Origin of the sequence: Isoptericola halotolerans, from assembly GCF_003003075.1 — a bacterium.
GTDB classification, from domain to species: domain Bacteria; phylum Actinomycetota; class Actinomycetes; order Actinomycetales; family Cellulomonadaceae; genus Isoptericola; species Isoptericola halotolerans_A.
This window is the reverse complement of record NZ_PVTX01000004.1, coordinates 41,590-56,071: the sequence shown is the minus strand read 5'-3', so window position 1 is coordinate 56,071 and position 14,482 is coordinate 41,590. Positions and strand designations below refer to the sequence as shown.

The 14,482-nt window shown below is 74.4% G+C and carries 16 protein-coding genes and 1 tRNA gene; 4 read left to right on the top strand and 13 right to left on the bottom strand.

Annotation, left to right across the window (positions count from 1 at the left end; all coding sequences use genetic code 11):
- The first annotated feature begins 13 nt into the window (after positions 1–13).
- Positions 14–775, top strand: coding sequence for an ATP-binding cassette domain-containing protein (locus BCL65_RS07150; RefSeq protein WP_106266576.1), 762 nt, complete (start codon positions 14–16; stop codon positions 773–775).
- Complete coding sequence (locus tag BCL65_RS07145) at positions 772–2,040, top strand: sugar ABC transporter permease (protein ID WP_106266575.1); 1,269 nt, start codon at positions 772–774, stop codon at positions 2,038–2,040. The genes BCL65_RS07150 and BCL65_RS07145 overlap by 4 nt, the downstream gene beginning before the upstream one ends.
- Before the next feature lie 11 nt (positions 2,041–2,051).
- Here the strand turns inward: BCL65_RS07145 and BCL65_RS07140 are convergent, their stop codons facing one another.
- Genes BCL65_RS07140 through BCL65_RS07120 form a run of 5 tightly spaced genes read right to left on the bottom strand, consistent with a single transcriptional unit; the run spans position 2,052 to position 6,508 of the window.
- Positions 2,052–2,624 carry an energy-coupling factor transporter transmembrane component T family protein gene (locus BCL65_RS07140; protein ID WP_106266573.1) on the bottom strand — a complete coding sequence of 191 codons (573 nt, stop codon included), beginning with the start codon at positions 2,622–2,624 and terminating at the stop codon, positions 2,052–2,054.
- Entirely contained in the window at positions 2,621–3,292 is a 672-nt protein-coding gene (locus tag BCL65_RS07135; RefSeq protein ID WP_374956673.1) for an energy-coupling factor ABC transporter ATP-binding protein, read from the bottom strand. The genes BCL65_RS07140 and BCL65_RS07135 overlap by 4 nt, the downstream gene beginning before the upstream one ends.
- A gap of 5 nt (positions 3,293–3,297) precedes the next feature.
- Positions 3,298–4,386: a thiolase family protein gene (locus tag BCL65_RS07130; protein WP_106266569.1), complete on the bottom strand. Its 1,089-nt coding sequence runs from the start codon at positions 4,384–4,386 to the stop codon at positions 3,298–3,300.
- A complete protein-coding gene (locus BCL65_RS07125) occupies positions 4,383–5,885 on the bottom strand; it encodes a class I adenylate-forming enzyme family protein (RefSeq protein ID WP_106266567.1) in 1,503 nt (500 codons plus the stop codon). Before BCL65_RS07125 ends, BCL65_RS07130 begins: the two co-directional genes overlap by 4 nt.
- A gap of 2 nt (positions 5,886–5,887) precedes the next feature.
- Entirely contained in the window at positions 5,888–6,508 is a 621-nt protein-coding gene (locus tag BCL65_RS07120; RefSeq protein WP_106266565.1) for a biotin transporter BioY, read from the bottom strand.
- 215 nt (positions 6,509–6,723) lie between these two features.
- On the opposite strand from BCL65_RS07120, the gene BCL65_RS07115 reads away from it, so the two are divergent.
- Entirely contained in the window at positions 6,724–8,202 is a 1,479-nt protein-coding gene (locus BCL65_RS07115; RefSeq protein WP_106266563.1) for a dihydrolipoyl dehydrogenase family protein, read from the top strand.
- Between the two features lie 24 nt (positions 8,203–8,226).
- Complete coding sequence (locus BCL65_RS07110) at positions 8,227–9,138, top strand: ATP-grasp domain-containing protein (RefSeq protein WP_106266561.1); 912 nt, start codon at positions 8,227–8,229, stop codon at positions 9,136–9,138.
- A 19-nt stretch (positions 9,139–9,157) separates the two neighbouring features.
- On the opposite strand, the gene BCL65_RS07105 is transcribed toward BCL65_RS07110, so the two are convergent.
- The 8 genes from BCL65_RS07105 to BCL65_RS17965 form a co-directional block, all read right to left on the bottom strand.
- On the bottom strand, positions 9,158–10,075 hold the full coding sequence (locus BCL65_RS07105; RefSeq protein WP_106266559.1) for an ABC transporter substrate-binding protein: 918 nt from the start codon (positions 10,073–10,075) through the stop codon (positions 9,158–9,160).
- Between the two features lie 46 nt (positions 10,076–10,121).
- On the bottom strand, positions 10,122–10,808 hold the full coding sequence (locus BCL65_RS07100; RefSeq protein ID WP_106266557.1) for an ABC transporter permease: 687 nt from the start codon (positions 10,806–10,808) through the stop codon (positions 10,122–10,124).
- Positions 10,808–11,446, bottom strand: coding sequence for an ABC transporter permease (locus BCL65_RS07095; protein WP_106266555.1), 639 nt, complete (start codon positions 11,444–11,446; stop codon positions 10,808–10,810). The genes BCL65_RS07100 and BCL65_RS07095 overlap by 1 nt, the downstream gene beginning before the upstream one ends.
- Positions 11,443–12,264 carry an ABC transporter ATP-binding protein gene (locus BCL65_RS07090; RefSeq protein WP_106266553.1) on the bottom strand — a complete coding sequence of 274 codons (822 nt, stop codon included), beginning with the start codon at positions 12,262–12,264 and terminating at the stop codon, positions 11,443–11,445. Before BCL65_RS07090 ends, BCL65_RS07095 begins: the two co-directional genes overlap by 4 nt.
- Positions 12,265–12,392: 128 nt before the next feature.
- Entirely contained in the window at positions 12,393–13,148 is a 756-nt protein-coding gene (locus tag BCL65_RS07085) for a class I SAM-dependent methyltransferase (RefSeq protein ID WP_106266551.1), read from the bottom strand.
- A gap of 129 nt (positions 13,149–13,277) precedes the next feature.
- Positions 13,278–13,350: transfer RNA gene (locus BCL65_RS07080), tRNA-His, on the bottom strand.
- A 69-nt stretch (positions 13,351–13,419) separates the two neighbouring features.
- Positions 13,420–14,058, bottom strand: coding sequence for an oligoribonuclease (gene orn, locus BCL65_RS07075; RefSeq protein ID WP_106266549.1), 639 nt, complete (start codon positions 14,056–14,058; stop codon positions 13,420–13,422).
- Positions 14,059–14,185: 127 nt separating this feature from the next.
- Positions 14,186–14,395, bottom strand: a complete 210-nt coding sequence (locus tag BCL65_RS17965) for a hypothetical protein (RefSeq protein ID WP_106266547.1) — start codon at positions 14,393–14,395, stop codon at positions 14,186–14,188.
- Positions 14,396–14,482 lie beyond the last annotated feature (87 nt).

Here is a 14,482-nt window from a genome sequence, read left to right as displayed (position 1 = left end):
GAGGGACCACGGCATGAGCGACGCGCCGATCATCGAGCTGCAGGACGTGCGCAAGAGCTTCGGGCCGGTCAGCGTGCTGCAGGGCATCGACTTCCGGGCCTACCCGGGCAAGGTCACCGCGCTCGTCGGTGACAACGGAGCGGGCAAGTCCACGCTCATCAAGGGGCTGGCGGGCGTCCAGCCGTACGACAGCGGGACCGTGATGTTCGACGGCGAGCGGGTCGAGCTGCAGAGCCCGCGCGACGCCGCCCGCCTCGGCATCGAGGTGGTGTACCAGGACCTGGCGCTGTGCGACAACCTCGACATCGTGCAGAACATGTTCCTGGGCCGCGAGGAGATGTCCCACGGCACCCTCGACGAGGGGGTGATGGAGAAGGACGCCTCGGACGCCCTGCGGTCGCTGTCGGTGCGCACCATGACGTCGGTGCGGCAGAAGGTCGCCTCGCTCTCCGGAGGGCAGCGGCAGACGGTCGCGATCGCGCGTGCCGTGCTGAAGAAGGCCCGGGTGGTGATCCTCGACGAGCCGACGGCGGCCCTCGGGGTCGCGCAGACCGCGCAGGTGCTCTCCCTGGTCGAGCGGCTGGCGCACCAGGGCGTCGCGGTCATCATCATCAGCCACAACCTCCAGGACGTGTTCGAGGTCGCCGACTACGTCGCCCCGCTGTACCTCGGCCACCTGGTGGCCGAGGTCCCGATCGCGGAGACGTCGTACGACGACGTGGTCGGTTACATCACCGGCAGCAAGACCTACGCAGGAGCGGAGACCTCGGCATGACCGACACCCAGACCACGGCGTCCGGTCCGGACGCCGTGCTGATCGCCTCCGGCGTCGAGGGCGGGGTGCGCGACCAGGTGCGTGCCTGGTGGGACCGCGTGCGCGGCGGGGAGATGGGTGCGCTGCCGGCCTCCGCCGGGATCGTCGTCCTGACCGTGCTGTTCACGTTCCTCAGCCCGTTCTTCCTCACCGAGCGCAACTTCGCGAACCTGCTCACGCAGGCGGCCACGCTCGTCATGCTGGCGATGGCGCTCACCTTCGTGCTGCTCCTGGGCGAGATCGACCTGTCCGCCGGGGTGACGTCCGGCATGACGATGGCGCTGTTCGTCGTGCTCGACAACGTGTTCGCCGTCGCCTGGCCGATCGCGCTGCTCGCCGCCTTCGGGGCGGGGCTCGCGACCGGGCTCTTCATCGGGTTCTTCGTGGCGCGGGTCGGGATCCCGTCGTTCGTCGTCACCCTGGGTCTCTTCCTCGGGTTCCAGGGGCTCGCGCTGACCATTATCGGCGACGGCGGCCTGTACCGGTTGCAGGTCCGGGAGATCCTCGCGATCCAGAACTCGAACATGCCGGTCTGGGGCGGCTGGCTGATGCTCGTGGTGATCCTGGGCGTCGTGGCGGCGACCTCGGTCCTGGACCGCCGACGTCGCACCCGGGCCGGGGTCCCGAACCGCACCGTCACGCTGGTGTGGGTCAAGCTCGCCGTGGTGCTGGTCGTGGGCGGGGCCGTCGTCGCCGTGCTCAGCCAGAACCGCTCGGCCTCGCCGGCCGCGATCGTCGCCGGGGTGCCCGTGGTGGTCCCGATCGTGCTGACCATCCTGTGGCTCGGCACGTTCCTGCTGGACCGGACCCGGTTCGGCCGGTACGTCTACTCGGTGGGTGGCAACGCCGAGGCCGCACGCCGCGCCGGCATCAACGTCCGGATGATCCGGTGGTCCGGGTTCGTGCTCTGCTCGACCCTGGCCGTCGTCTCGGGGCTGCTGTCGATCAGCAAGGTGGGCTCGGTCGACGCCGCGGCCGGGCGCGAGATCGTGCTGTCGGGCGTCGCGGCGGCCGTCGTCGGCGGGGTGTCGCTGTTCGGCGGGCGCGGCCGGCTGCTGCACGCCGCCGTCGGCGCGCTGGTCATCGCCATCATCACCAACGGGCTCGGCCTGCTCAACCTGCCGGCCGGCGTCAACTTCATGGTCACGGGCAGCGTGCTGGTCCTCGCGGCGACCGTCGACGCGGTCTCGAGGTCGCGGGCGTCGGGCACCGTGCGGCGGAACTGAGCCGCCGCCCGTCAGTCGTCCAGCCCGCGCGCCCGCAGCGCCTCGCCGAGCGCGTCGGCGCGCCGCAGCGAGCCCACGACGAGCGGCACGGCGAACGCCCGGACGTCGTGCTCGCGCCCGCGGGCCCGGCGGGCGTCGCGCACGGTGCCGGCGAGGTCCGCGAGCACGGGCACCGAGCGCACCGCGAGGGCGAGCACGAGCGCGGCCCGTTCGGCGTCGACCCCGACCCGGCCCAGCGGGCCGAGCGCACCCTCGAGCGCGGCGAGCAGGTGCGACGTGGGCGTGGTGAGGGTGACGAGCCCCGCCAGGGCGACGAGCGCCACGAGCCGGGTGGTCAGCACCGCGGCGGCGAGCGGGCCGAGCGTGGCCCACTGCACCGCGACGACGCACGGGACGAACCAGCGCAGCGGCCGCACCTGCGACCACAGCGCGCGCGGCCCCAGCCCGGCGACGGCGTAGAGCGCCAGCACGCCGGCGACGGCGGCACCCGCCGCGGCCGGCGAGCGCACCGCGAGCAGCGCGAGCGAGCACGCCGCGAGCCCGATCAGCTTGGTGCCGGCACCCAGCCGGTGCAGCGGGCTCACGCCATCATCCGGCGGTAGGCGGGCACCGCTGCGGCGGGGACGTCGTCGACCACCACGCGGCCACCGTCGACCACCAGGACGCGGTCGTAGCCGGCCACGAGGTCCAGGTCGTGGGTCACCAGCACCACGTGCTGGTCCAGCCCTGCGAGGCGGTCGGCCACGGCCCGGGTGTTGCGCAGGTCGAGCAGCGTGGTCGGCTCGTCGGCCACGACGAGCCGGGGCGCGGTGACCAGCACGCTCGTCAGGGCCAGGAGCTGCTTCTGCCCGCCCGAGAGCAGGTGCGCCGGGTGGTCGGCGTGGTCGGCGAGGCCGTGCCGGTGGAGCTCCGCGGCCACCCGGGTCCCTAACTCGGCCTTCGACAGCCCCGAGCGGCGCAGGGAGTAGGCGACGTCCTCGGCGACGGTCGGCATGATGATCTGCGCGTCGGGGTCGGTGAACACGAACCCGACGCGCCGCCGCACCTCGCGGCCGCGCCGGCGCGTGTCCAGGCCGTCCACGAGCACCCGGCCCGACGTCGGCACGACGAGCCCGTTGAGCAGCCGGGCCAGCGTCGACTTGCCCGACCCGTTCGCCCCGATGACGGCGACCCGGCGCTCGGTGAGCCGCAGCGTGACGCCGCGTAGCACCTCCCGGTCGTCGTGGCGCACGTGCACGGCGTCCAGCACCACCTCGGTCACCGGACCACCTCGACCAGCAGCGCGACGCCGAGCCCGCCGGCCGCAGCCGCCGTCGCCAGGCCGAGGGTGCCGGCCGGGGCGCCGGCGGTGACCAGACGGGCGAACAGCCGCACCACCGCGACCGCACCGCTCGCCCCGAAGGGGTGGCCGAGCCCCAGCGTGCCGCCGTCGGCGTTCCAGCGCGGGTCGTCGGCCGCGCCCAGGTCGTCGGTGACCGCGAGCGCCTGCACGGCGAACGCCTCCACCAGCTCGACCGCCGCGACGTCGTCGAGCGTGACGCCGGCGCGGGCGCAGACCGCGCGCACGGCGGCGACCGGTCCGAGCATCGGCCGGGACGGGTCGGTGCCGCAGGTCGCGACAGCGCGTACTCGCAGGCCCGGGGCCCCGCCCGGCACCACCGCCACCGCCGCTGCGCCGTCACCGACCGGGGCGGCGGACGCCGCCGTCACCGAGCCGCCGGCCACGAACGCGCCGGGCAGGCGGTCGAGCAGCGGCGGGTCGAGGCGCCGGGCGTGCTCGTCCCGGTCGAGGGCGCCGACGGCCACGGTCTCGGTGGCGAAGCGTCCGGCCGCGTGCGCCGTGCGCACCCGCTCGTGGGAGCGCACGGCCCAGGCGTGCTGGCGTGCGCGGCTGGTCCCGCGGTCGCGGGCGAGCCGGTCGGCCGCCACCCCGAGCCCGGGGTCGGCCCACGGCGGGGGCGCGAAGGACGCACGGTCGTAGGCGAGCACGCCGTGCGCGCGGGCGGGCGCGCGCGATCCGCTCTCCACCCCGCCGGGGAGCACGGCGGCCGCCTGCCCGGCGTCGACGAGCGCGGCACCCACCGCGACCGCGGCCAGCCCCGAGGCGCACTGCCGGTCGACGGTGACCCCGGGCGCCGTCAGCCCGGCGGCGAGTGCCGCCCGCCGGGCCACGTTGCCGCCGTGGCCGGCCGCGTTGCCGAGCACGACGTCGTCCACGGCGTGCAGGCCGGCGTCTCGCGCCGCGGCGGTCAGGACGGCGGCGGCGAGCGTCGTCTCGTCGACCCGGCGGTGACCGCGGCCTGTCACCCCGATCCAGGTGCGGCGGGCGGCGACGACGACGCTCACCGCAGCACCCCGAGGTCGCCGACGCGTGCCGTCGGGTCCGTGCCGGCGACCGCGGCTCCGAGCGCGGCGCGAGCGATCTTGCCGTCCGGGGTCCTGGGCAGCGCGTCGAGCCGGTACCAGCGACGCGGCCGCTGGGCAGGGGCGAGGGTGGCGCGGGCCACGCGCTCGAGGTGCGACCGCAGCCCGGGGCGGTCGTCGGCCTCGACCACGGCGACCACGACGGCGCCGAGCCGGCGGTGCGGCGCACCGGCCACGACGACGTCGCGCACGCCGGGCACGGGACGCAGCGCCGCCTCGACGTCCTCGGGCACGACGGTCGCTCCGGCGGTCAGCACGGCCCCGTCGCCGCGCCCGCGCAGCACCAGGGGCCCGCTGCCGGGGCCGAGCAGCGCCGGGGCGTCCGTGCCGACCGCGTCCGCGCCGTCGGGCAGCTCGGCGAGGTCGCCGACGGTGGCCCACGCGCCGTCCCGCCGCAGCGGTCCGCGCGCGCCCGCGAGGTACCCCTGCGACACCCACGGCGAGCGCACCCACACCTCGCCGAGGCTCGTACCGGGCTGGGGCCGCACCGCGACGTCGACGCCGGGGAACGGACGCAGACCGTCGCCGGTGTCGACGGCGACGAAGCTCAGCTCGACCGCCCCGTAGTACGCGACCAGGGTGAGGCCGTGCGCGGCGGCGCGCGCCCGCTGGACGGGATCGAGTCCCGCGCCGCCGACCACGGCGGTCCGCAGCCGCGACGGCATGCCGGCGTCCAGGGCGTCGAGCACGTCGTCCAGCCGGGAGGGCACCAGGTGGGCGACGTCGCTCGCCGCGAGCGCCGCCGTCGTCGCCGTCGGCCCCGGTGCCAGCAGGGCGCACGCGCCGACCGCGAGCGTGTGGACCGCGGCGAAGCAGTGCAGCGAGCTGGCCAACGACCCGGTGACGAGCACCGTGTCGGCGGCGCCCGTGCCCGTCAGGCGGCTGACGTGGTCGAACGACCGGGTCCAGGACCCGCGGGTGCGGACCACGGCCCGGGGGCGGCCGGTGCTGCCGGAGGAGAACCCGGCCCAGGCGAGGTCGGCGTCGTCGGGCGCCGGACCGACGCCGGGCGCACCGACCGCGCCCTTCTCGGGACGTTCCCCGAGACCGTCCGCACGGCCGTCCGCACGAGCGTCCGCGCCCGGTGCGGCGCGCGGCAGCGGGACGTGGACGACGGCGGCGGGCGTCAGGGCGCGTAGCACCTCGGCGCGCTGGTGCACCGGCCAGGCGGGGTCGGCCACCAGGCCGGTGCCGCCGACGAGGTCGACCGCGAGGAGACCGACGAGGGCGTCGACGGGGTCGTGCAGCAGCAGCGCGACGAGGTCGCCGGGGCGGGTGCCGGTGGCGGCGAGGTGCTCGGCGCCGGCGCGCATGTCGGCAGCCAGCTCGGCGTACGTGCGGCGGCGCGTGTCGTGGCGCAGCGCGGTGCGGCCGCTGGCGGCACCGGCCCCGTGGCGCAGGACGTGATGGGCGACGGGCACCCTCAGCCCTCCCGCGTGCGGTGCCGCAGCGCCGCGGGGTAGGCGCGGGTCACAGCGACCGTGATGCCGGCGCAGGCGACCGCCTTGAGGACGTCGCCGGGCAGGAACGCCAGCGACAGCCAGGCGGTCTGCGGCAGCGGGACGCCGGTGACGAGCGCCTGGACGGGCAGGCCGAACGCGTACACCACGCCGACGCCGCCGACCAGCGCCGCGACGAGCACCCCGGTGAACGTGACCCGGCGGAGCCGCTCGACCATCAGGCCCACGACGAACGCCCCCGCGACGAAGCCCGCCAAGTACCCGGCGGAGGGCCCGACGAAGACGCCGAGCCCGCCACGGCCCCCGGCGAGCAGCGGCAGCCCGGCGGCGGCCAGCGCCAGCAGGGTGAGCACCGCCAGGGCACCGCGGCGGGCTCCGAGCACGGCCCCCGCGAGCATCACCCCGAGGGTCTGCAGGGTGATCGGGACGGCGTTGCCGAACAGGCTCAGCGAACCTGGCAGCCCCAGCACGGCGATCAGGGCGGCGAACGTGGCGACCCGCGCGGCGTCGGCGGCGTCCAGCGCCCGGCGGTCGCTCCGCACGGTCCGCGTGGCGCCGGCGGGGGGCTCGGTGGCCTCGGTCATGGTGCTCCTCGGTCAGGGTCCGGGGTGGTCGGGTACCACTCTGGCGGCCGGGTGGCCGCAGGGCGCGGGGTGCCGCGCCCACCCGCGCGGCGCCGTCGTGCACGAATCCCACAAGCGGTTGCGGGATCCGCCAAACCTGCCGCGGCACGGCTGGCGGGAGTGGCCATGGTGCTGACGCGGTGGCGCGGACGGTCCAGGCACGCGACGATGCCCGCATGGATCAGACGTACGACGTGATCGTCATCGGTGCCGGACCTGTCGGGGAGAACGCGGCGGGCCGGGCCTCCGCCACGGGGCTCTCGGTCGCGGTCGTGGAGGCGGAGCTCGTGGGCGGGGAGTGCTCCTACTGGGCCTGCATCCCGTCCAAGACGCTGCTGCGGCCCGGTGCGGTCCGTGCGGCCGCCCGTGCGACGCCCGGCGTGGCCGACCCCGGACCGCTCGACGCCGCCGCCGTCCTGGCCTGGCGTGACCGGATGACGGGCGAGGGCGACGACTCGGGCCAGGAGAAGTGGCTCGAGTCGGTCGGGGTCGCGCTGGTGCGCGGCCACGGTCGGTTGGTGGGGGAGCGCAAGGTCGAGGTCACCCCGGAGCCCGGGTCCGTGGACGACGGCGGCACGCACCTCCTGCACGCCCGGTGCGCCGTCATCGTGGCCACGGGAAGCGCGCCGGTGCTCCCTCCGGTCCCGGGGCTCGCCGCAGCGAACCCGTGGACGTCGCGCGAGGCCACGGCCGCCGAGCAGGTGCCCGAGTCGCTCGTGATCCTCGGCGGTGGTGTGGTCGGCTGCGAGATGGCGACCGCCTACGCCGACCTCGGTTCGCGGGTCACCCTCGTGGCGCGCAGCGGGCTGCTGAGCGGGGCCGAGCGGTTCGCCGGTGACGCCGTGACCGACGCGCTGCGGGAGGCGGGCGTCGACGTCCGGCTCGGTGCCGAGGTGACCGAGGTGTCGCGTCCCGAGGTCGGCGGTCCGGTGACGGTGACGGTCGAGGACGGCCGGGGGACGGAGCAGGTGACGGCCGCCGAGCTGCTCGTCGCGACCGGACGACGGCCCCGCACGGGCGACGCGGGCCTGGACACCGTGGGACTGGCCACCGACGCTCCGCTGACCACGGACGACTCGATGGCCGTGGAGGGTGCCTCCCGCGCGGCCGGCGGGCGACCCTGGCTGTTCGCCTGCGGTGACGTCACCGGCCGTGTCGCGATGACCCACCAGGGCAAGTACGAGGGCAGGGTCGCCGGGGACGTCGTCGCCACGCTCTACGGCCCCGACAACGGGGGCTCCGAGCTCCCGCCGCCGGGCAGCCGCGCCTGGACCCGGTACGCCGCCACCGCGGACCACGGCGCCCAGACGCAGGTGGTCTTCACCCGCCCGCAGGTGGCGTCGGTGGGACCGACCGAGGCCGAGGCGCGCGACGCCGGCCTGCCGGTGCGCGCCGTCGCCTACGACCTGTCCGCCGTCGCCGGCGCCGGCGTCACGTCGCCCGAGTACGGCGGCCGGGCGCAGGTGCTGGTGGACACCGAGCGCGAGGTGATCGTCGGCGCCACGTTCGTGGGACCCGACGCGGGCGAGATGCTCCACGCGGCCACGATCGCCGTCGTCGGCGAGGTGCCGCTGGGGCGTCTCTGGCACGCCGTGCCCGCCTTCCCCACGGTGTCGGAGGTGTGGCTGCGGTTCGGCGAGGAGTACGGGCTGTGAGGCCCAGCGGTTAGGCTCTGGGCCGTGACCACGACGACGAAGCGAGTCGGACTCGCCACCTGCTCCGTCCTGCCCGACCTCGACGCCGACGACCGCCCGCTCGTCCCCGCCCTCGCCGCCCGCGGCGTCACCGCGGAGCCGGTGGTGTGGGACGACCCGGACGTCGACTGGGCGGACTACGACCTCGTCGTCGTGCGCTCGACCTACGACTACTCGCCCCGGCGTGACCGGTTCGTCGAGTGGGCACGCTCCGTGCCGCGGCTGGCCAACAGCGCCGACGTCCTGGCGTGGAACACCGACAAGACCTACCTGAAGGCGCTCGACGCTGCCGGTGTCCCCGTCATCCCGACCATCTGGCTCGACCCGGAGCGGCACCTGTCGAAGCGCGCCATCCACACCCGCATGCCGGCCTTCGGCGACTTCGTCGTCAAGCCCGTCGTCTCCGCAGGGGCCAAGGACACGGGCCGCTACCAGCCGGTCAGCTCGGCGTCGCGGGCTCTGGCGATCCAGCACGCCAAGTCGCTGCTCGACGACGGGCGTGCCGTCATGATCCAGCCGTACGTGACCAGCGTGGACACCCAGGGCGAGACCTGCCTCATCTTCGTCGACGGCGAGGTCCGGCACTCGGTGCGCAAGAACGCCCTGCTGACCGGGCCGAGCCGCCCCACCCAGGGCCTCTACGCCCGCGAGAAGATGCGGCCGGTCGACGCCACCGAGGCGGAGGTCGAGGTGGCCCGCCGGGCGCTCGCCGTCGCGCACGAGCAGCTCGAGGTGGGCCGGCCCTTCCTCTACGCCCGGGTGGACCTGGTCGGGGGCGAGGAGTCGCCCACCGTCATCGAGCTGGAGCTCACGGAGCCCTCGCTGTGGCTGAAGCACGACGGCGGCGCCGGGACCGCGGGGGCGCTGGCGGACGCGATCGTCGCCCGCCTGGGCTGAGCCCGCGGTCCCGGGCTGCTCAGGCCAGGTCGTTCTCCGCGAGCCAGTCCGCGGCGATGTCCTCGCTGGAGCGCTGCTCCTCGGTGGACTGCACGTTGAGGTCCACCAGACCCTCGGGCGTGAGGGCGGCGCTGATCGGGTCGATGACGGAGGCGACCTCGTCGGCCACGTCCTCGCTGACCAGCGGCACCACGTTGGAGGCGAGGAACAGGCCCTCGGGGTCCTCCAGCGTGACCAGGCCCTCGGTCTGGATGCGCGGGTCGGCGCTGAACACGTTCGCCACGTTGACGGTGCCCGCCACGAGGTCCTGCACCGTGGTGTCACCGGTCGCCTCGAACGACACGTCGACGCCGTAGACGTCGGCCAGGCCCTGCGGGCCGTACGGGCGCTCCTCGAGCTCGGCGGGGCCGCCGACGACGATCTCCTCCTCGACGTCCGCGAGGTCCCCGATGGTGGTCAGTCCGTTGGCCTCGGCGAACTCGGACGTGACGTTGTAGGAGTCCTGGTCGGTCGCGGCCGACTGGTCGAGGACCGCCAGGGAGTCCGGCAGGGCTTCCTGGAGCGCGCCGTAGACGTCGTCGGTCGACGTCGCGGTGGTCTCCGGGTCGAAGTACTGCAGCAGGTTGCCGGTGTACTCGGGGAACACCTGCACCTCGCCGTTCTCCAGCGCCGGCATGTAGGCGTCCCGCTGGCCGATGGAGAAGTTCCGCTCGACGGTGAAGCCGTCGGCCTCCAGGGCCTGGGCGTAGATCTCCGCGATGATCTCGTTGGAGTAGTACGCCTGCGAGCCGACGACGATCGTGTCGGACGCCATGGTCTCCTCGCCGCCACCGGTGTCCTGCTCCAGCGGGTCGGAGTCGCCGCCGCAGGCCGTGAGGGTGAGCAGCGCGGCGGCTGCTCCGGCGACGAGGGCGGTGGTGCGTCGGGTCGTTCGCATGTTCTGCCTTTCGTGGGCTTCGAGGGAGGGGGAGGGAAGGGGGAAGTCAGCTCTCGCGAGCGCGCCGCGCGGAGACACCCGCCGGCACGACGAGCCGTTCGAGGATCGCGAAGACGGCGTCGAGCACGACGGCGAGCACCACGATGACGAGCGCCGCACCGAGGATCTGCGCGAAGTCGCGGATCTGGATGCCCTGGACGATGTAGAAGCCCAGACCCCAGCTCCCGACGTAGCCGGCGAGCGTGACCGTGGCGACCACCTGGAGGGTGGCCGACCGCAGACCGCCGATCAGCAGCGGCAACCCGAGGGGGACCTCGACCTTGCGCAGCACCTGCGTGGACGTCATACCCACCGAGCGGGCACCGTCGACCACACGGCGGTCGACCGCCTCCACGCCCGCGTAGGCGCCGGCGAGGATCGGTGGGATCGCCAGCAGCACGAACGCCGTGGTGGAGGCGCCGACCTTGTGGGTGACCCCCAGGACGAGCACGAGCAGCAGGACGAGTCCGAACGACGGCACCGCCCGCGCCGCGCCCGACAGCGCCACCGCCACCTCGCGGCCCCGACCGGTGTGGCCGATGAGCCAGCCCAGGGGCACGGCGATCGCGGCGGCGAGGACGACGGAGACGAACGTGAACGCCAGGTGCGTCCAGATCGCCTCGGACAGCGGCAACGAGCCGGTCTGCCGGTCGGGGGAGAAGATCCAGGCGAAGGCTTCGGCGAAGAGGTTCATCACGCCCCCTTCCGGGACCACGGCATCAGGGCCCTGCCCACCAGGACCAGGAGCGCGTCGACCAGCAGAGCGATGACGACGACGGCGACCACGCCCGCCAGGATCTCGGGGACGATCTGACGCTGGTAGCCGTTGGTGAAGAGGTAGCCCAGGTTGTCGATGCCGATGAGGATGCCGACGGTGGCCAGGGAAATGGTGGACACGGCGGTGACCCGCAGGCCGGCCAGGACGACGGGGCCGGCGAGGGGCAGGTCGACCTGCCAGAACTGTCGCCAGCTGCCGTAACCGACGGCGATCGCGGCCTGCCGGACGGACGGCTCGACCGAGGCCAGCGCGTCGGCGACGAACCGCGTCATGATGGCCACGGCGTAGATCGTCAGCGCGATGATCAGGTTGATCTCGCTGAGGAAGCTGATGCCCAGCAGCGGGGGCAGGAGGGCGAACAGGGCGAGCGACGGGATGGTGTAGAGCAGGCCGACGAGCGTCAGGACCAGGCCCCGCGTGAGCCGGAACCTGAACGCGAGCCAGCCCGCCGGGATGGACGCGAGGAACCCGAGCAGGATGGGCAGCGCACTCTGTCGCAGGTGCTCCACGGTGAGGCGGCCGATCAGGTCGAGGTTGTCCAGGACCCAGCTCATGCGCCGTCCTCGACGAGGACCCCCTGCGTGCGGCCGGCGCCGTCGACGAGCACGGTCCCGCGCTCCGTCTGCTTCGTGTGCAGGGCACGCGCGCCGCGCTCCGCCCCGATGAAGCTGGCCACGAACTCGCTGGCAGGGTTCTCGATGATCTCGCTCGGCGAGCCGATCTGGGCCACCTGGGCGCCCTTCTCCAGGATCACGACCTGGTCGCCCAGCAGGAACGCCTCGTCGATGTCGTGCGTGACGAACACGACCGTCTTGTGGAGCTCCTGCTGCAGGCGGAGGGTCTCGGTCTGCAGCTCGGCGCGCACGATCGGGTCGACGGCGCCGAACGGCTCGTCCATGAGCAGGATGTTCGGGTCGGCCGCGAGCGCCCGGGCGACGCCGACCCGCTGCTGCTGGCCGCCGGAGAGCTGGCTCGGGTAGCGCTCGGCCAGAGCACGGTCCAGGCCCACGGTGTCCAGGAGCTCGAGCGCACGGTCGCGCGCCTGGCGGCGCGGCGTGCCCTCCAGCCGCAGGACGGTCGTGACGTTGTCGACCACCTTGTGGTGGGGGAGCAGGCCGCCGTTCTGCAGCACGTACCCGATGCTGCGCCGCAGCTGCACGGCGTCCCGGTCGAGGATCGACTCGCCGTCGATCTCGATGACGCCCGACGTCGGGTCGACCATCCGGTTGATCATCCGCAGCAGGGTCGTCTTGCCGCAGCCCGACGACCCGACGAACACGGTCGTGGTGTGCGGCGGGATGACCAGGTCGAAGTCCGCGACGGCGTGGGTGCCGTCCGGGTACGTCTTGGTCACCGAGCGGAACTCGATCATGGGCTGTGCCTCCGGGCGGGGGGTTCGACGTCCTACCCGACCACAATCCTGCCCGAGGCGCGAGAGCACCCGCCGGTGCGGCGGGACATCGACGACCTGCGTCGGAGTCCGGCGCGGTCACGACGGCGTCAGGGGCGTCGTGCCGCCTCGACGAGATGGCGTGTGGAGTGCGCCACGAACGGCTCGCCCCGGCGGAACAGCTCGTCGAGACGTTCCAGCGCCGGGCGGTGCTCGTCCGCGGAGAACCCGGGGACCCACCACGGGCACTTGCGCAGCAGCCAGACGACGGCGCCGACGTCGAACAGCTCCATCCGGCAGCGGGCGGTCCGCAGGTCCACGACCCGGAGGCCGGCGGCCTCGGCCGCGGCGACCTCGGTGTCCGGGTGACGGTCCCGCCGGCTGTCGGGCTGCGGCCCCAGGAAGTGCTCGACGAGCTCGAACGCGGAGCCGGGGCCGACGTGCTGGGCGAGGTAGCGGCCGCCCGGGGCCAGCACGCGAGCGATCTCGGGCCAGTCCGGCCGGACCGGGTGCCGGGCGGTCACGAGGTCGAACGAGCCGGCGGGGAACGGGAGCGGCCCGTCCGCCTCGGACCTGACGACGCGGACCCCGCGCGGCTCCAGCCGCTGCCGGGCGCGCTCGGCGTTCGGCGCCCACGACTCGGTGACGGTCATCCGGGGCGGCAGCACCGGTGCCTCCGCGAGGACCTCGCCACCTCCGGTGTCGATGTCCAGGGCGGACCGGGAGGAGGCCAGTCGGTCGGCGAGGAGCCGGGCGTACCCCCAGGGCGGCCGTTCCTCCGTCGCCCGGCCGTCGAGCCACTCGAAGCCCCAGCCGGTGACGTCGGCCGCTTCCGCCTCGGCCACGAGGTCGTCCAGTGCGCGCATGGCGGCATTGTCGACGGTGCGGGCCGGGGTCCCCCAGCGCTTTTCGGCCGTTGCGGGCCCACGACGAGAACGAGGCCCGACCGTGGCTCACGGAAGTTCCGCGAGCCGCGATCGGGCCTCGTGCGACGGGGTGGCTAACCGGGCTTGAACCGGCGACCTCCTGGACCACAACCAGGCGCTCTACCGACTGAGCTATAGCCACCATGGCTTCGACAGACGAATGACAACGAGTGCCTCAGCCGTCGAAAAGTGTACATGCTCCGCCGGGCGATCAGGACATCGCCGGACGGGTCGTGACCGACGTCTCCTTGATGCGCTCGGCGATCGCGCGTGCCGACTTCGTGTCGGGGCCGGGCTGCGGGACGAAGAGCGCCTCGCGGTAGTAGCGCAGCTCGTCGATGGACTCCAGGATGTCCGCCAGCGCGCGGTGGCCGCCGTTCTTCTGCGGCGAGGCGAAGTAGACCCGCGGGTACCAGCGCCGCGCCAGCTCCTTGACCGAGGAGACGTCGACGATCCGGTAGTGCAGGTGCCCCACCAGCTCGCTCATGTCCCGCTCGAGGAACATCTTGTCCGTGCCGACCGAGTTGCCCGCCAGGGGAGCCTTGCCGGTCTCGGGGACGTGCTCGCGGACGTAGGCCAGCACCTGCGCCTCGGCGTCGGCCAGCGTCGTGCCGGCGTCGAGCTCCGTCAGCAACCCGGAGGTGGTGTGCATCTGGCGCACGAAGTCGTTCATCTGCTCGAGCGCCTGCGCCGGTGGCCGCACGACGACGTCGACCCCCTCGCCCAGGACGTTCAGCTCGGAGTCGGTCACGACGGCGGCCACCTCGACGAGCGCGTCGGCGCGCAGGTCGAGGCCGGTCATCTCGCAGTCGATCCACACGATGCGGTCGTTCGGGTTGCTCGGGCTCACGAGAGCCAGCCTACGTTCTGCCGCCCACGTCCGGGGCCCGCGGGGCGGGCGGTGACGCACAGAGCCCCGGCGGTCGCGACGCGGTGGTCGTGACGGCCGGGGCTCTCGGCGCCGGGCTGCGGTGCGGTCATGCGACTCGCCACCCCCGGGCGGTACCGGCGGCGGTGAGTCGCAGCCGCAGACGACGGCGGTGCCGACGGGGCAGCCGGCCGTCCTGCGAGGACGGTGCGCCGGCCTGGGCCTCGCGCTGCCGACGCATCTGTCGGGCACGCTCGGCCTCGGCGAGGCGCTGTTGGTGGATGGCGCGCGCGACGGCGTGCGCTTCGATCGGGTGCATCGTTCGTTCCTTCGTGACGTGGGTTCGTCGGTCCGGGCCAGGGACCACCCGACCGTCCGGCATCTGGCCGGACGGGCGTCACCGCGG